Raw genomic sequence first — 16,754 nt, forward strand, 5'->3', positions numbered from 1 at the left:
CCACGGACAACATCTCCGACGCCGAGCGGGAGCTGTACGGGGGACGGCTGCGCTACGACCAGTCCTACACCCGCCATGAAGGCCCCCTGACCCGGCTGAAGTTCGGACACATGGCAGCCGCGCTGCCGCACATGGTGGGCATGGTGCTGCGCACCGGCTGGCAGGCTGACCGGCGCGCGCTGATGGGGGTCGTGGCGGCCGAGCTCGGGCAAGGAGTCACCGCCGCGTGGGGACTGGTGGCGGTCAACGGCGTCCTCGCGCAGCTGTTCGCCGCCGGGCCGACCGTGGACAAGCTCCGCGACGCCCTGCCGTCCCTGGTGGCGCTCGCCGTCGCGGCAGTGGCCGGCGCCGTTCTGGCCGCGTGGTCGACGGCCATGTCGGGCCGGCTGGAGCCCCAGGTGGAGCGGGCGGTCTCCGCGCGGTACTACAGGGCCGTCACCCATGTGGAGGTGGAGGCGACCGAGAGGCCGGAGGTCCAGCGGATCCTGGAGGCAGGGAAGTTCGGCACGGACTCGGCCCGCAGCATGCTGCGGCTGTCGGTCGGCGTCGGCAACGTGGTGATCGGTATGGCGGCAGCCGCGGTCGTGCTCGCCGCGCTCCACTGGGCGTTACTCCCGATGCTGCTGGCGATCGCCCTGCCCAAGGGGTGGGGCGCCGTCCGTTCCGCGCGCCGCGACTACCTCTCCCGGATGAACTGGGTCGACCACCGCAGGGCGATCGCGTCCCTGCTCGCCTACCTGACTCGCCCGCACGCCGCCGGTGAGCTCCGCGTACACGCCGCCGGCAGGAAACTGCTCTCCAGCTACGAGGAGATGTCGAGGCAGACGGAAGCCGAGCAGCGTCGCCTGGCCCGCGCCCAGGCATCCACGGACCTGGTCGCGGGCGGATTCGCCGGTATGGCGTCGCTCGCCTGCTACGGGGTGCTGTGGTGGCTGCTGTCGACCGGCGGTCTGCCGCTCGCGGTCGGCGGGACGGCGGTGATCGCCATCCGTACGTCGACGGCGCGGCTGACGTCGCTGGTGCAGCAGGTCAACCGGCTCTACGAGGAGCTGCTGTTCCTCACCGATACCGAGGACGCCATCAAGGTGGCGGGCGAGCACGCGATCCCGCTCACCGGTGCCCCGCTGCCCGCACCGGTGCGGGAGGTGCGGACGGAGGCGGTCTCCTACACCTACCCGGGTGCAGATGGCCCCTCCCTCAAGGGCGTGAGTGTGCGAGTACCGCGGGGCAAGGTAACCGCCTTGGTGGGCGCGAACGGGTCAGGGAAGACCACCCTCACCAAGGTGCTGGCCGGCCTGCTGCTCCCCACGGACGGGACCGTGGACTGGGTGGGCGAGTCAGGCGCCCACGTCGAACTGCGCGAAGCCGACCGCGCCGAGATCTTCGCCCACGTCGGCCTGCTGGCACAGGACTTCCCCCGCTGGGAGATGACGGCGGCCGCGAACGTCGCCATCGGCGCTGGCGACCGTCCCCGGGACATGGACCGCGTCCGCAAGGCCGCCGGTGAAGCGGACGTCCTCGAGCTGGTCGAGGCCCTGCCGCACGGCTGGGCCTCGATCGTGTTCAAGGGCTACGAGCGCGGTGTCCAGCTCTCGGGAGGCCAGTGGCAGAAGCTGGGGACAGCTCGCACTCGCTACCGGCAGGCACCGTTTCTGCTGGTCGACGAGCCGACCAGCGCCCTCGACCCTCACTCGGAGATCGCCGCGTTCGAAGGACTGTGGTCCCTGGCCGAGGACGGGCACGCGGTCGTCCTCGTCACCCACCGGCTCGCGGCGACCATGCACGCCGACCACATCTACGTCCTCGATCAGGGCAGCGTCGTCGAGGACGGCACCCACGAGGACCTCATGGCCATCGAGGGCGGCCGGTATCAGGGGATGTTCACCGCCCAGGCCGCGCAGTACGGGATCGCGCCGACACCCCGCCACCTTCCCGGCCCCCGCGGCGTCCAGCCGTCCGACAGCGAGACGCCGAGCTGATCCACCCGAGCGCCCCCGTTTGCCCGGCTTGACGGCCACCCGCCCCCACCATCGAAGGACGACGCCTATGTCTCCCAGCTTCACCGCGATCCGCAGAACCGTCGAGGCGTATCTCGACCGGCACCCTGGGGAGCGTGACGCCTTGGCCGAACTCCTTGCCGCGGTGAACCGGCCCGTTGAGGCGACCGCCCGGACGGCATTGCCCGGGCGCATCACGTGCAGCGCCGTCGTCATCGACCGGCAGGGCCGGGTCCTGCACATCGGGCACCGTGCCAACGGCGGCCTCATGCTCAACTCCGGAGGCCGCATCGAGCCCGAGGACCGCACGCTGCTGGCCGCTGCACTGCGGAAGGTGTCGGAGGGGGCTGGACTCGGGCCGGGCACCCTGTGCCTGACCCGGCAACTGCTCGGCTCTCCCCTCCACATCACCGTCCACGACATCACCTCGAACGCGGCGGAAGGGGAGCCGGCCGGCTGCCACTACGACTTCTGCTACGCGTTCAACCTCGCCGGCGAGGAGCCGCCGAGGATCGTGTTGCAGGACGAGGAGGTGTCCGGCGCCCGGTGGCTCCCGCAGCCGGAGGTCACCCCGCCGGCCCTGCGAGCGAAACTCCTCGCGGCATGCCTGGACGGCAGGCCGGAGCCGGTGAACGCTTCGGCGCTCATCCACGACGGGCATAACCGGTATCTGCTCCATCTGCGCGACCACAAACCGGGCGAAATCTGGGAGTCCGGAGCTTTTGCCCTTCTTGGCGGCGGTCGCACGCATGACGACGAGAGCCTGGAGGGGACGTTGCTGCGGGAGCTGTCCGAGGAGGTGCCCGGCCTTCGGCTCGAGGACGTGAAGCCCTACGCGGTGGAGGCGGCCAGCAGCATCGACGGCCTCAGCGTCCCGGTCCAGGTTTTCGCCGGCCGGTGGCGCGGCAACCCCGACCGCCTCGCGCTGCATGAGGGTGTGCTGCTGCGCTGGTTCACGGTCGACGAACTGGACCGGCTGCGCCTGAGCCCAGCAGCCCGGGATCTGATTCGCCGACACGCGGCCGAGAACCCCCCGGTCAGCGAACCGGCCCCGGCTCCTCCTGTGTGGGACGGGGGCAGCCAGGTGGTGCTGAACGGAATCGGGGTTCACCTCCACATCGAAGACGCCGAAGGCCGGGTGCTGCTCGGCCTGCGGCACCCCAAGTCGAAGTACGCGGGGAACACATGGCACTACCTCGCCGGGAGGTGCGAGCAGGAGCCCGCCCTCGCCTGCTTGGTCCGCGAGGCCCGGGAAGAGGCAGGACTGGTCATCGACCCCGCGGACGTAGAGCTCGCGCATGTCGTCCACGTCGTCGACGCCCCGGGCAGTCTGCCCTTGATGCAGCTCGTCTTCCGGGCCCGCCGTTGGGAGGGCACCCCCGAGGTCCGCGAGCCCGACAAGTGCCTGACGTGGCAGTGGTGGCCGCAAGATGAGCTCCCGGACCGGCTCGTTTCCTACACTCGCACGGCCATCACCGCGATCGCCGAAGGCCGCCCCTACTCCCAGCTGGGCTGGTGAACAGGGTGAGCACACCCACCGATAGCGGCGCTGGCCAGCGGGCTAGGACCGAACCCACGCACGCGCTGCCCCGGCCTCCGGCGAAGCCGAGGGAGGTGATCCGTGCCGTCCTGCGCTGAAAACCCCTCCATCGCCGGCACGTCACTGTGGAGGCACCGGGACTTCCGCCGGTACCTGACCGGCCAGACCGCGAGCGTGACCGGCAGCTCGATCGCGCAGATGGCACTGCCGGTACTGGCCGTGCTCCACCTGGACGCAACCACCGCCCAGGTCGCCTGGCTGGCGTTCCTCGGACAGCTCCCGCCCGCACTGCTCGCCCTCCACGCCGGCGCGCTCGCCGACCGGCACTCCAAGCGCCGACAGATGATCACCGGCGACCTGGTGAGCGCGACCGTACTCGCCACCGTGCCGGTGGCGGCCGCGCTGGGCACCCTCACCCTCACGCAGCTCATGATCGTCGCCGCGGTGCAAGGGGCGGCGAGCGTGCTCCACGACGCGGCGGCCATCAGCCTGCTGCCCAGCCTCGTCGACCGGTCCCTGATCCAGCGGAGCAACAGCCGGGTCGGCGCACTGTTCGCGGTCGCCGCGAGCGCCGGAAGCCACCTCGGCGCCGCGCTGACCGCGCTGCTCGGCCCCTCCCGGGCCCTCCTCGGGGACGTCGCCTCCTACCTGATCAGCGCCGTGTGCACCGCCCGCATCCAGACCGCCGAACCCGCCCGCGTACGCCCGGAGACCCACCGGCTGCGTGGCGAGATCGGCGAGGGCCTGCGATACGTGCGCGGCGATGACCGGCTGTGGACCCTGACCCTGGTCAACGCCACGACCTCGTTCGCCCTCGGGCTGCTCAACACCCTCTGGGCCCTCTACTTGCTGAGGTCCTTATCGATGAGCGCGACCGCGTTCGGCGTGGTGCTGGGCCTCGGCGCGCTGGGCGCGGCCGCCGGAGCGCTCACCGCACCGGCGTTGGCCCGCCGGTGCGGCCCGGGGCCGATGATGCTGGCCGCGCTCGCGATCACCCCGCTCACCCAGCTCCCGCTGCTGCTCGCCTCCCCCGGCCTTGCCTGGCAGATCACGATCGGTGCGGCGCTCTTCCTGCAGCTCGCCTGCGCCGGCGCCGCTGGGACCACCCAAAGATCCATTCGGCAGATCGTCACCACGGCTGGGATGCAGGCGCGGATGCAGGCGGTAAGCACCTGGCTGACGTCCGGCGCCCGCCCCGTGGCCGCGCTCCTCGCCGGCGCCCTGGGCACGTGGATCGGTGTCCGGCCCGCCCTGACCGCCGGAACCCTCCTGCTGCTGATCCCGCTCGTCGTCCTCGCCCGCTCCCCGATCCGCGCCCTACGGCAGATGCCGGACCCGCCCTCCGCCCCTCTGCCTTCACCGCCCGCAGCCCGGACGTCTACTCCCGCCGTGCCCTCCCCGGCGCGCACGGACGACGCCCGGCACGACCGCGCACATGGAGGCGATGCCTCGTGAACGAAGTGCCGAACTCGGCGGCGACGCCCGCCGCCGCACCACCCGATCTTCTGGAGTGCACCGTGCTGAGCGACCCCACTGCGCCCGCCGCGCCCCTCCTTCCGGCGCAGCCCGCCAGCGACACCTCCGGGGCCGCGGCGGCCCGGGCGGCGATGGTCGCCCGGCTCGAAGACAGCGGAGCGCTCGGCCCGGGACCGGTGCGAGAGGCGCTGCTCGCGCTGCCGCGCCAGATCCTGATGCCCCAGGCGTACGTGCGGCGCAGCGCCCCCGACGAGACGCCGCCGTGCTGGGATCTGCTGGACTTCTCCCGTCCGGCCGACCGGGCGGAGCTGCTGGAGCGGCTGCACAGCGGGAACAGCGTCTCGATCCAGCACGACGGCGAGGCGATCCTCGGCCGCGTTCCCGGGCCGCGCCGCGGCGGCGCGATGACCGCCATGTCGAGCACGATGAGCCTGACCGCGGACCTGCTGCAGCAGCTGGACCTGCGGCCCGGCCAGCGGGTGCTGGACGTGGGAACCGGCGCCGGGGTGAGCGCGGCGGTGGCTTGCTTCGTGTGCGGCGACGAGGGGGTCGTCACCCTCGACATCGACCCGCACGTCACCGAGGCCGCCCGCGAGCACCTGTCCGCCCTCGGCTACCGGCCGGCCACGGTGACCGGGGACGGCACCACCGGATGGACCGCCGCCGGACCGTACGACCGGGTCTTCGTCTCCTTCGCCGTCCGCCACGTCCCGCGGGCCCTGGTGGGGCAGTTGGCACCGGGCGGGCGCGCGCTGATGTCGCTCGGGACGTCGTCGCCCTCGTGGCCGGGCCTGGCCGTGGTCGAACGACGGCAGGACGGGAGACTGGAGGCCCAGCTGCGGGCTGTCGAGTTCGGTCACCGGGCCGGTGCCGGCTTCGACCGGCTGTTTCTGTCCGCCGCGTTCCGCGAGGAGATCGCCACGGCCGACGGGTGGACGCAGCGCAGCCTGCTCGCGCCGCCGGAGGACTCGGCGCGCGGCCTGTGGCTGGCCTTGGACCACCTGTATCCGGGCCTGGTGCGCAACTTCGGCGCCGCAGACCTGACGATCGGCGCGCCCGAGTGCCGGTCGTGGATCCGCGTGCGGGCTGTAGGCCGCTGCCGGTTCGACGTGACGACGTCGGGGCCGCGGGACATCTGGGCGGAGATCCAGGATGTCGCCGGCCGGTGGCGGGCGTCCGGTTCACCGGACGTCTTCCGGATCCACTTCGACACCGACGGCGGCCCGCGGGCCACCAGCCCCAACGGCGCCTTGAACTGGCGGCTTTCCCCTGATGAGACTGGAGATGCACGATGATGCGCCCCGCACAACCGGCCTCTGCGGCGGTCTCGGACGATGCCCTGTTCGGGCCCGAGGCCGCCGGGTACGCCCGCTACCGTCCCGGCGTACCGGATGCCGCGGTCCACCTCCTGGCCGCCACCCAGCACGGTGTGCCCGCCCCCGTCCTGCTGGACCTGGGGCCCGGCACCGGCCAGGTGCCCCGAGCGCTGCTTCCCGTCCTGCGCCGACTGGTTCACATCGACCTGGTCGACGTGAACGTGTCGATGCTGGATGCGGCCCGCGCCGTACTCGAACCGGTCCGCGGAGCGTGCACGGTCGACGTCTTCACCGGCGCCGCGCACACCTTCGCCCCCGCCGCGCCCGGTCGGGCGCCCACCCTGATCACCTGCTGCCGTTCCTTCCACTGGATGGCACGCCCGGAAGTCCTGTCCATGGCCGACCGGGTCGCCGCGCCGCACGCGGTTGTGGCGATCATGGTAGACGGCAGCCTCTGGACCCACGAGGCCGACTGGACGGCCGCCCTGCGGGAGCTGATCCAGAGCTACCTCGGCGAAGACCGGCGCGCGGGCACCCGCGGCACCTACGCCGAACCGAGCGACCGCTCCTACGAAGACGACCTGGCCGACTCGGCGTTCAGCGAGGTGACCGAGCACCACTTCCCCCTCTCCCGCGCCTGGAAGCCCGAGGACGTGATCGGCTACCTGCGCACCACCAGCTTCGCCCGCCCCACCCTGTTCGCCGACCGCCATCACGAGTTCGAGGCCGCCGCTCTCCATCTGCTCCAGAACCATGCCGACGGCGGCGTCCTGAAGGAGGACGCGGTGTTCACCGTGCTGCTCGCGCGCCGCTCCGGCGGCGCTGCGTGAGCGGCGCCCAGCGGCACACCGAGCCGCTCGACGTCCACCTGATCGCCGTACGCGACGGCGCGGATGGGCCGGAGGTACTCCTGTCCCGGCGGGCCGGTGGCGTGTACGCGGCGGGCTGCTGGCATCTCGTGTCCGGGCATCTGGACGGCCCGTGGGAGGACACGGTCGCCGCCTTGGTGCGCGAGGCCAGGGAGGAGTCCGGTGTCGTCATCGACCCGGCCGATGTCCGGGCGGCTGTCACTGTGCACCACCGCTCCCCCGTCGGCGATGCCCGGATCGGGATGTTCTTCGAGGTGCGGCGGTGGAAGGGCGCCCCGGGGGTTATGGAGCCCCAGGTGTGCGACGCCATGGGGTGGTTTTCCTTCGACGCCCTGCCGGAGCCGATGGTGGCGTACTGCCGGGCCGGGTTGGATGCCTACCGAGCCGGCGCGCGGATGGCCGTGCACTTCCAGGAGCCCGGCGACCCGATCGCCTACGACCGGTCCGTCGACCGGCTGGTCCTGGTCCCCGAACCCGCCGCACGCGGAACGGCCCCGGAGCAGGCGGTGCGAGCGTTCGCCGAGCAGGCGGTCGGCCGGATCACCGCGTGGACGGACGTGTCCTGGGCGAGAAAGGAAAGCCGCGTGTGGCGGGCGACCGGCGCCGAGGGCGGCGAGTGGTACGTCAAGATTCACCAGAACGACCGCTTCCACCAGCGGGAAGTGGACGCCCTGCGCAGCTGGGTCCCCGGCATCGGGGCGGCCGCTCCCCGGCTGGTAGCCGTCGACCCCGCGCTGCGGGCCGTCGTGCTCACCGCGGTGGGCGGCCGAACCCTGCACGGCGCTGTCCACCCGCCCGAACAGCAGCGCCTCATCTTCCACCGTATCGGGCAGCTTGCCGCTTCCATCCACCGCAGCACTCCACCCCGGCCGGCCGCCGACAGTCTGCCGGTGGCGAAGTTGGAGCGGCACCTGGCCGGTGCCCTGCCTCGTCTCGCGCCCGGCGACGAGAAGTTCATCCGCGCCACCGCCGAGCGGGCTGCCGGCCTGGCCCCCTTGGAGACCGTGGTTACACACGGTGACTTTCAGTACCGCAATCTGCGCTGGGACGAGAAGGCCGACACCCTCTACGTGATCGACTTCGAGCGGTCGGAACCCGGCCCGGCCGTGCGGGACTTCGTGCGGCTCTCCGATGCCTGGCACGGGCGGCCCGACCTCTTCCAGGCACTGATGGACGGCTACGGCCGCCGATTCACGCCTGAGGAAGAGGCCCAGTTCACGGTCTTGTCCGTCCTGGATGCCGTCTCCGGCATCGCCTACGGGGATCCCGAGCTGGTGGAGCGCGGCCTGCGCACCCTGGCCCGGCTGCGCACCGCGCAGCGCCCCTGACCCACCCCATCCACCACGAGGAGCAGCACGTTGACGTACACAGAGCGCGACGAGTGGGAGCAGCACTACGGCGAGGGGAAGGGTTGGCGCCGGCTCGGTGAGCGCGAGCAGCAACTCCTCGCCGAGCACGCCCCGGTTCCCGAGGGCGGGGGCCGGGCCCTGGACGTGGGCTGCGGGACCGGGGAGCTGGCCACCCACCTGGCCGGCGTCGGCTACACCGTGGACGCCGTCGACTTCACGGACAGGGCGATCACCCGGGCCCGCGAGGAACACGCTGGTATCGACGGCGTGCGCTGGCTGCGGCTGGATATCGAGCGCGACGACCCGGCTCCGTTGCACGCCGAGGGGTACGACCTGATCACGATGCGGCTGGCGTATCCGTTCATGAGGGACCGCGGCCGGATCGTTCACGGGCTGGGCGAGCGGCTGCGCGACGGCGGCGCGCTCGTCGTCATCACCCCGACCGTCGAGAACACCCCGTCGGAGCGGCGCGGAATCGCCCTGGATGAGGACGAGCTCACGCTGCTCGGCGCCGGCTGGGAGACGGTGGAGCGGCTGGACGCGGACGGGCTGGCCTTCCTGGTTCTGCGCGGGCCGTGCCACCTCGACACCCGGGCCGTCGAGAAGCGGCCGACCACCGGCCACGCTCTGACCGGCGCCCTCGCCGTCGTCACCGACGACGCCGGCCGGGTCCTGCTGGGCCGCTCCCGCCTCGGCATGCTGGAGCTGCCCGGCGGCAAGACGACCGGCCCTGAGGACTTCGCCGCCGCAGCGGTGCGTGAACTCGCCGAGGAGACCGGCCTGGTCGCCGAACCGAGCGACGCGCACGTGGTGACGATGCTCGTCGACGACAGCCACAGCATCCCGAGGCTCACGGCCGTCGTCCGCATCACCACGTGGACGGGAACCCTGAGCAACCCCGAGGCGCACAAGTTCGACCGCTGGGAGTTCTACGACCTGCACGCCCTCGCCTGCGCCGGAGACGTCTTCGCCCCTGCCGCGCTCGCGATCGACAGCGTGTGGCCCGGCGTCATCCCCAACCTGCCGCCCGTGGTGTCCTATCCGCTCGCTGCCGAGCGGCCGCCCGCGCCGGGTGAACCGGATGAGGCCGTCCGGCTGCGCCAGGAGATGGCCCAGACGGTGATCGACGGCGGCTGGGCCCCGTCCGAAGCCGTCCGCGATGCGCTGCGGACCGTGCCCCGCCACCGGTTCGCCCCGGAAGCGAGCCTGGCGGCCGCGTACGACGGCGGCGACCGGGCCGTCATCACCCGGCGCGACGGCACCGGGAGGGCTATCAGCTCGGTGTCCGCGGCCTGGCTCCAGGCCGACATGATGGAGAGCCTGCGTCTTCGGCCGGGTGCGATCGTGTTCGAGGCGGGGTCCGGCGGCTACAACGCGGAGCTCATCGCCCACGCCGCCGACGGTCGGGTGGTGAGCGTGGACATCGACCCGTGGGTCGTCCGCCGTACGCGCGCCTTCCTCGCGGAGGCCGGCAGCGGCCGTGTCACTGCTGTCGAAGCAGACGCAGCCCTCGGTGCGCCCGCCCATCTCGTGCCGCGCGGCGGGTTCGACGGCAGCGTGATCACCTACAACTGCTGGGACATTTCCCCGGCTTGGCGCGATCAGTTGGCCGAGGGCGGGCGCCTGGTCATGCCGCTGGAGATGGGCGGCTACACCCGGGCGATCGAGTTCGAGCGGCGCGGCGAGGTGCTGCACGCCCGCCACTTCACCTACTGCGGCTTCGTCCGCGACCAAGGGCAGCAGGCCCGCCCGGCCCCTTCCGCCCCCCTGCTCGACGGAGCGCTGGCCCTGCGCTTCGACGACGGCCCCGCCGCCGACACGCAGGGCCTGGACGAGGCGCTGCGCGGGAGGCGGCACGAGATCGCGACCGGAGTGACCATGAGGGCTGCAAACTCCTACTTCGGCTCCCTTCAGCTGCTCGCGGCCACCACGTTGTCGGGCTTCTGCCGACTGGCTGCCCACCAGGAGTCAGCCGAGGCTGTGACCGGCATCGCGAAGGACCGCGACGCCCCCGCGATCCTCGGTGATGCCTCGCTGGCCTACCTCATCCATGTCCAGACCAAGGACGGCGATCGCCGGGAAGACAAGGAGTGGGAGTGGATGGCGTACGCCTTCGGCGAGCAGGGGCCCGAGCTCGCCGAGCGGCTGGTAGCCACGGTTCTGGACTGGGACCGGCACATCCGCGCCGAGGCCAACGACGAGCACTCCGATCCCGTCCTGACGGTCCACCCGGCCGGCACACCCGACGACGCCCTGCCCGCGGGCGGCGTCCTGGACAGGGTGAACTGCCGCTTGGTGTTCCGGTGGCCGGGGCGTGACGTGCTGCTTCCCAGCCCCGTTGAGCGTCCTGCGGCCGACGTCGTGGTGGAAGGGGTCTGACGGTGGAACAAGCCGTACGGCAGCCGGTGTTCATGGCCCCGGTGGAGCGCGAGGACCGGGACCGGATGCGGCGCGCCCACGCGGCCGCCGCCCGGCAGTTCCAGGTGGCTGCCTCGGGGCCGGAGATGTGGGGGTGGCAGGGCCGCACCCTGGGGCGCCGGGCCGGAGACTGCTGGCTGCGCATCGTCTCCGCCGAGGCGGGGAAGGCAGGCGGACGACTGTGGGAGGGGACCGCGACCGCGGACACGCGCGTGCCCCGTTCGGTGCCGCGGCCGAGGCTTCGCGGCGTTCTCGACTGGACCGCGCCGGCCGTCGCCTACCGGGCGGAGCTCACCGAGTACGTCTCCATCCCTGCGCTCACCAGCGGCACGCCCGCGCTCGACCAGGACATCGCTCTGCCCGACTCGTGGTGGTCGGAGCTGAGGTCCGCGCTCGGGACGCTCGCAACGGTGCCCACCGACCGGGAATCGGTACGGCAGAACTGGGTCGACCGGAACTTCCACCGCTTCCTCGGCATCGACCCCGTCCTTATCCGCGAGACGACGACCGGACACGCTGATCTGCACTGGGCGAACCTCACCGGCGCGCCCCTGGTGGTGATGGACTGGGAGAACTGGGGGCGGCTACCCGTGGGCTACGACCTAGGTCTGCTTCACGCGTACTCGCTGGCCGCGCCGGCGACCGCTGCCCGGATCCGTCGCGAGTTCGCTTACGTCCTGGCCACGGACGCCGGCCGGACCGGGGAGCTCATCGCCCTCGGGCAGCTCCTCCAAGCGTGCTCCCGGGGCGTCCATCCTCTCCTCGCCCCGCTCATCGCCCGCCACGCCGAGCACCTGACCGGCACCCCGGTTCCCGCACCCTGACCACAACACGGCCCTGACGGCCTGGAGGAACCCATGTCCCGACCGCGCGTCGACGTCGTCGTCCTGACCATGAACGACCGCCCTGCCCAGGAAGCAGCCGCGCAGGCGACACTTCGTGCCCAGAGCGGCGTCGACGTGCGGGTGGTGGTGGTCGGTAACGGCTGCAAGCCCGAGGTCGTGCCACCTGGTGCGCTCACCGTGTGCCTGCCCGAGAACATCGGCATCCCCGGCGGTCGCAACGCCGGCGCCGCCGCGCTGCACGAGGTGGGCGATCCGGCCGAGTGGCTGTACTTCCTCGACAACGACGCCCGCTTCCCCCGCCCCGACGTCCTGGCCCGGCTCGTCGCCGAGGCCGAGCGGCATCCAGAAGCCGCCTGGGTACAGCCTCGGCTGACCGGCCCGGACGATGTGAGCACGCCACGCCGCTGGGTCCCCCGGCTACGCGCCTCCACCCCGGGGCGGCCGGGGAAGGTCGCCTCGATGACCGAAGGCGTCGTCCTGATCCGGCGCGACGCCTTCGACGCGGTAGGCGGATGGGAAGATCAACTCTTCCTGTATCACGAGGGGCTTGACCTGGCCTGGCGGCTGTACGAGGCGGGCTGGAGCGGCTGGTACGCGGCCGCGATCCGCATGCACCACCCTCTCACCGAACCCGCCCGCCACGCGCTGTACCACCGACTCGCGGCCCGCAACCGGATCTGGATCGCCCACCGCAACCTCCCCGCGCCGCTCCTCCCCGTCTACCTGAGCGCGTGGACCACGATCACCCTGGCCCGGGCCATGCGCGTCGGCGGACTGGGCCAGACCCTGCGCGGCATGCGCGAGGGATGGACGACCCGGCGTACGCAGCGGCGGCGCCCGATGAGCTGGCGCACCGTCTACCGCCTCACCGCCGCCGGACGACCGCCGATCATCTGACCCCTTTGCCCATCCGTCACATCAAGGAGTCCTCTTCGCCATGAACCAGCCGTCGCTGCCTTCGCTGATGGGGGTGTTCGCCCATCCCGATGACGAGAGTCTGCTGGCCGGCGGTGTGCTCGCCCAGCACCACGCCGCGGGCGCCCGCACCACCGTCGTCACCGCCACCTGGGCGCCGACGAGTCACCGAGCCCCCGAACTCACGAACGCCCTGAACGTCTTGGGCGCCGGGGCCCCGCGGCTGCTCGGCTACGCCGACGCCCGCAATCCCGCCTCCGCCCCCGACGGTGCCGTACGTCTCGTCGACGCGCCCCTCGACGAAGCCGTCGGCCGTCTCGTCGCACACATCCGCGAAGTCCGGCCCGACCTCGTCATCGGCCACGATGCCCTGGGCCAACTCACCGGGCACCCGGATCACCGGCGCGCCCACCAGATCACTCTCCTCGCCGTCGAGGCCGCCGGCCTGCCGCACCTGTATCCCGACGCCGGGGAGCCCTGGCAGCCTGCCGCTCTGTACGCGGCTACCCACTCGGAATCCGGGATGGGCCGGCTCGGCCCGCTCCTTCAGAGCGTGGGCAAGACGCTCCTCGCGGTGCCGGACGCGTACGTGACCACCACCGTCGACGTCTCACCGTGGGCCTCGGTGAAGTGGCAGGCGATCTGCGCCCACCGAAGCGAAGTCGCCCGCGAGCGTCCCCTGCCCGGACTGCTCGCCCGCCTGCCCGCCCCAGAACGCAACCAGATCATCAGCACCGAGTACTTCACCCGGCTCTCCCCCGGCCCCGCGCCGAGCGACCCACACCAGCTCGTCGCCTGACCGGCCCACCGTTCGCAAGGTCCCGCCCGCACGATCGGAGACGAAATGACCACCACGCCCTCCCCTGACGCCTCAACCGGTACGCTGATGACCGACGAGGAGTACGGGGCCTTACGCGCCTCGGCCGCCCTCTGGGCCGGAACGTCTGTGCTGATCACCGACCGACGCGGCCGAGTCCTGATCCAGCACGTCGACTACCGCCCGACCTGCCTCCTGCCGGGCGGCGCCGTTGACGCGCACGAGTCCCCGGCCCGGGCGCCGCGCGGGAACTGCGCGAGGAACTCGGCGTCACGATGACTATCGACCGCGGGCTCGCCGTGGACTGGGTCAGCGCTGCGGCGTGGTGTCGGCCCGGTCGTCCGGGCCAGCCCTTGCCCCCCTGTACCGCGTCGCGTCGTCCCGCGGCCTCACCACCGGCGACGTCGCAGTCCTCGAGTTTTGGCTGCGGACCACTTGAGGTTCCACGGTGACCCACATGATCTGACGACTGCTCTGGTCCCCGTTGCCATACCGACTGCTCCCCCACACCGATGTCCACCTGCCACAGCTACTGGATCAGACTCTCAAACTGGATGCGCATGGGGGCGGGGGTCCGGGTTTATGAACACGGAAGAGCTACCGGTCATGCCGCAGCACGCCGTGGCTACTGGCACCCCAAGCCGCGTCTGCGGAAGTCGTCTGATCCCCTTGAGCCGCCGTAAGCGCGTGGACGACCACGCACGGGGATAGCTGTCCGGCTGACCGCCGCCCCTTTGAGGCAGATTCTTGCTACGCGAGTGATCACCGGCCCGGAAGGGCCGGTCGGTCCGCGAGTTCCTCGGCTTCGTCTTCCTTGTGGGAACGGGTGTCCGGACGGTAACCGGACAGCGTCCGGTGAGGTTCCGCCAACGTTTGCCGACGCGCTGCGATCCGGGCGTGTGATCGGCTGCACTGTTCCCCGGCCCCTTGGGGGGCTGCCAGAACAGTGCAGGAGACGAAGGCGGGCGGGAGCGGGAATTCGCATGATGACGATCAACGTGGGGGTGTTGCTCGCGGTCATCGTGGTGATGCGGCTGCGCCGCAGGACTCAGGCCAGGAGCCGCGTCGAGGAACGGAACACCGCCTTCTTCGTCCTGGCTCTGGGCATCGTGATCGCGCCGACCCCGCTGGGCCAGGGCATTTTCGATGTGATTCAGCAGTTGGTGAGCGGCATCTCGCAGGCCGGGACATGAGCCCACGCCCCCGGCCGGGCGCTCGCCGTTCCCCCGCCCCGCGCCGGCGCCGTACTTCTCCCGTCTCTCGACGTCGGCCCACGCCGAGGCGTCGTGCGGCGTCCCGCCGACAGAGGCGGGCCTCCGGCTGGGAGCAGGCCGGTCTGCTGCTCCTGGTGCTCGCCGTGGTGTGGAGTCTGGTCGTCGGCGCGCTGCGGTGGCTGGCCGCGCACCCCTGGGTGCCGGCCGTGCTCCTGCTGAGCGCGGCGGTGGCCGGCGGGGTGTGGGTGCACCGGCGCCGGGAGGCTGCCGCCTGGGACCGGGTGCGGGAGCGGGGACTGCGCTACGCGATGCCGCAGATCGATGCTCTCCACCACCGGCAGTTCGAGGAAGCCGTACGGGATCTGATGCGTCGCGACGGCTGCCCCCGGGCGGTCCAGGTCGGAGGGGCCGGCGACAACGGTGCAGACGTGAAGGCCACCGATCCCTTCGGCCGCCTGTGGGTGATCCAATGTAAGCACCGCGCCGCTGGACTGGCCGGGTCCGCGGTCGGGACCCCGGACCTGCACGTCCTCAACGGCACCGGCCGCCCCGTCCACAACGGCGACGTTGTCGTGCTGGTCACCAACGGCCGCTTCACGGACAAAGCCGTGGCGTTCGCCCGCTCGCAACGACTCCACCTGGTCGACCGCCACCTGCTCGCGCACTGGGCCGCGGGGTCCACTCCTCTGTGGGAACTCCTGGGGACGGTTCCCTCTCCTCGCTGTCCAGCCTCCGGATCTTGATCCTCGCCGAGCACGGCCTGCCAAGCGGCGGCACGGACAGAGCGACTAGTGCCGTCTGACTACCTCAACGCTCCATCCCACGATCCAGCCCGGGGCGGGTGGTGATGAGCGTGGTCAGTGTCCGCCTGTTCGCTCCTTCGTCGTATCGCAGATCGATGGCTTGCCGTGACAGGCGGTTCATGCGCTGAAGCACCTGGCCGCAGGCTTCGGATGTCCCGGCGGAGTTGCCTGCGGTGAAGCCGAACATGTCGGGATACCGATCTTCGTCGGCGGTCATGAAGACGGAGTCGGTGACAGTGGGTGTGGCGTCATCTCCACGGGGCGGGGTCGTGGAGGAGGAGACGGTGCGGGGAAGGAGCACCCGGGTCGCGGTGCCGGTGGTAGCCAAGGTGAGTCCGAACCAGCGGGTGAGCTGGTCGGGCCAGATGTGCGCTTTGAGTTCGCGGCCTGCGGTGGTCCTCAGCGCCCAGGGGCGCCCGGTGAGGAGGGCGTCGGTCACGCGCTGGTCCTGGGTGGGGTGGGGTGGTTCGCCGGCTTGGAGGTGTGAGCGGGCGAGGTCTGTGAAGTGAAGGGCGTGGAGGAGCCCGAGGCCCACGGCGGCCGCGGCGGGCCATGGGAGGAGGTCGAGTGTGCCTGCCGTGTTGGGGCGGGCGAAGCAGCAGTCGTTGGCGAGGAGTCCCGCACCGGCTGAAGCCAGGGTGAGGGCGCTTGTGGTCTTGCCTGCTCCAGAGTTGCCCACGGCGAGCAGGGCCCGGCCGTCGGGCAGTACGACGGCGGAGGCGTGGAGCAGCGCCCATCCGTCGGCGAGAAGTTGGGAGCGCAGCATTTCGCGGGCGAAGCGGGTGGTGGCGATGGCCAGGGGGGTGGGCCGGCCGGGGTGGGTGGTCTCGATGGCCTGTTGGCTGCTGATGTGTAGGTGCTGCTGGGCGGGGTTGTACCGGAAGGCGAGCGGCGGGCCGGCCAGAGTGTGCGCGGTGACGGTTTTGTCGGGGTGGTGGGTGTATCCGATGGGTTCGCGTGCGAAGACGGCATGGTGCGCGTGGGTGGCGGGCCGGTGGTGGTCGCCGTTGGTAATGGTGAGCAGGGGTCCGTTGTGGGTGGTGTTGCTGTTGGCCGGTGTGGTCTTCCAGTAGGGGCCGAAGTACGTGGTGGCCCAGTGAATGACGTCGGAGGTGTCGGAGCGGATGGTGAGGCTCTGCTGTCCGGCGGTGAGGGAGATGGTGTGCGTCACGGCGTGGCCTTCCGGTGGGCCCCC

Annotated in this window: 14 protein-coding genes; 13 read left to right on the top strand and 1 reads right to left on the bottom strand. The window is 71.8% G+C overall.

Going from position 1 to position 16,754, the window contains the following annotated elements:
- Nucleotides 1-11 precede the first annotated feature (11 nt).
- From PSQ21_RS36205 to PSQ21_RS36265, 13 genes are all read left to right on the top strand, one after another.
- Nucleotides 12-1,979, top strand: coding sequence for an ATP-binding cassette domain-containing protein (locus PSQ21_RS36205; RefSeq protein WP_274036686.1), 1,968 nt, complete (start codon nucleotides 12-14; stop codon nucleotides 1,977-1,979).
- 67 nt (nucleotides 1,980-2,046) lie between these two features.
- On the top strand, nucleotides 2,047-3,516 hold the full coding sequence (locus tag PSQ21_RS36210; RefSeq protein WP_274036476.1) for an NUDIX hydrolase: 1,470 nt from the start codon (nucleotides 2,047-2,049) through the stop codon (nucleotides 3,514-3,516).
- A gap of 102 nt (nucleotides 3,517-3,618) precedes the next feature.
- Nucleotides 3,619-4,992: an MFS transporter gene (locus PSQ21_RS36215; RefSeq protein WP_274036477.1), complete on the top strand. Its 1,374-nt coding sequence runs from the start codon at nucleotides 3,619-3,621 to the stop codon at nucleotides 4,990-4,992.
- Complete coding sequence (locus PSQ21_RS36220) at nucleotides 4,989-6,308, top strand: methyltransferase domain-containing protein (protein WP_274036478.1); 1,320 nt, start codon at nucleotides 4,989-4,991, stop codon at nucleotides 6,306-6,308. Before PSQ21_RS36215 ends, PSQ21_RS36220 begins: the two co-directional genes overlap by 4 nt.
- Nucleotides 6,305-7,159 (top strand): class I SAM-dependent methyltransferase, encoded by an 855-nt coding sequence (locus PSQ21_RS36225; protein WP_274036479.1) that lies wholly within the window; start codon nucleotides 6,305-6,307, stop codon nucleotides 7,157-7,159. Before PSQ21_RS36220 ends, PSQ21_RS36225 begins: the two co-directional genes overlap by 4 nt.
- Nucleotides 7,156-8,526, top strand: a complete 1,371-nt coding sequence (locus tag PSQ21_RS36230; protein WP_274036480.1) for a phosphotransferase — start codon at nucleotides 7,156-7,158, stop codon at nucleotides 8,524-8,526. The genes PSQ21_RS36225 and PSQ21_RS36230 overlap by 4 nt, the downstream gene beginning before the upstream one ends.
- Nucleotides 8,527-8,556: 30 nt before the next feature.
- The gene (fxlM, locus tag PSQ21_RS36235; protein WP_274036481.1) at nucleotides 8,557-10,926 is read left to right on the top strand and encodes a methyltransferase, FxLD system; all 2,370 of its coding nucleotides are present in this window, start codon (nucleotides 8,557-8,559) and stop codon (nucleotides 10,924-10,926) included.
- Nucleotides 10,927-10,928: 2 nt separating this feature from the next.
- Nucleotides 10,929-11,789, top strand: coding sequence for a hypothetical protein (locus tag PSQ21_RS36240; RefSeq protein ID WP_274036482.1), 861 nt, complete (start codon nucleotides 10,929-10,931; stop codon nucleotides 11,787-11,789).
- A gap of 33 nt (nucleotides 11,790-11,822) precedes the next feature.
- On the top strand, nucleotides 11,823-12,707 hold the full coding sequence (locus PSQ21_RS36245; protein ID WP_274036483.1) for a glycosyltransferase family 2 protein: 885 nt from the start codon (nucleotides 11,823-11,825) through the stop codon (nucleotides 12,705-12,707).
- A gap of 40 nt (nucleotides 12,708-12,747) precedes the next feature.
- Nucleotides 12,748-13,524 (top strand): PIG-L deacetylase family protein, encoded by a 777-nt coding sequence (locus tag PSQ21_RS36250; RefSeq protein WP_274036484.1) that lies wholly within the window; start codon nucleotides 12,748-12,750, stop codon nucleotides 13,522-13,524.
- Nucleotides 13,525-13,569: 45 nt separating this feature from the next.
- Complete coding sequence (locus tag PSQ21_RS36255; protein WP_274036485.1) at nucleotides 13,570-13,821, top strand: hypothetical protein; 252 nt, start codon at nucleotides 13,570-13,572, stop codon at nucleotides 13,819-13,821.
- A gap of 704 nt (nucleotides 13,822-14,525) precedes the next feature.
- Nucleotides 14,526-14,735 (top strand): hypothetical protein, encoded by a 210-nt coding sequence (locus PSQ21_RS36260; RefSeq protein WP_274036486.1) that lies wholly within the window; start codon nucleotides 14,526-14,528, stop codon nucleotides 14,733-14,735.
- Between the two features lie 146 nt (nucleotides 14,736-14,881).
- Entirely contained in the window at nucleotides 14,882-15,499 is a 618-nt protein-coding gene (locus PSQ21_RS36265) for a restriction endonuclease (protein WP_443334439.1), read from the top strand.
- 64 nt (nucleotides 15,500-15,563) lie between these two features.
- Here the strand turns inward: PSQ21_RS36265 and PSQ21_RS36270 are convergent, their stop codons facing one another.
- Entirely contained in the window at nucleotides 15,564-16,730 is a 1,167-nt protein-coding gene (locus PSQ21_RS36270; RefSeq protein WP_274036488.1) for a hypothetical protein, read from the bottom strand.
- Nucleotides 16,731-16,754: the final 24 nt, after the last annotated feature.

The organism is Streptomyces sp. MMBL 11-1, assembly GCF_028622875.1.
Taxonomy (GTDB): domain Bacteria; phylum Actinomycetota; class Actinomycetes; order Streptomycetales; family Streptomycetaceae; genus Streptomyces.

What these genes read in the sequence shown, in the direction of transcription:
- PSQ21_RS36250 (WP_274036484.1), top strand. Translation starts at nt 12,748, where the DNA reads ATGAACCAGCCGTCGCTGCCTTCGCTGATGGGGGTGTTCGCCCATCCC.
- PSQ21_RS36255 (WP_274036485.1), top strand. Translation starts at nt 13,570, where the DNA reads ATGACCACCACGCCCTCCCCTGACGCCTCAACCGGTACGCTGATGACC.
- PSQ21_RS36210 (WP_274036476.1), top strand. Translation starts at nt 2,047, where the DNA reads ATGTCTCCCAGCTTCACCGCGATCCGCAGAACCGTCGAGGCGTATCTC.
- PSQ21_RS36260 (WP_274036486.1), top strand. Translation starts at nt 14,526, where the DNA reads ATGATGACGATCAACGTGGGGGTGTTGCTCGCGGTCATCGTGGTGATG.
- PSQ21_RS36245 (WP_274036483.1), top strand. Translation starts at nt 11,823, where the DNA reads ATGTCCCGACCGCGCGTCGACGTCGTCGTCCTGACCATGAACGACCGC.
- PSQ21_RS36225 (WP_274036479.1), top strand. Translation starts at nt 6,305, where the DNA reads ATGATGCGCCCCGCACAACCGGCCTCTGCGGCGGTCTCGGACGATGCC.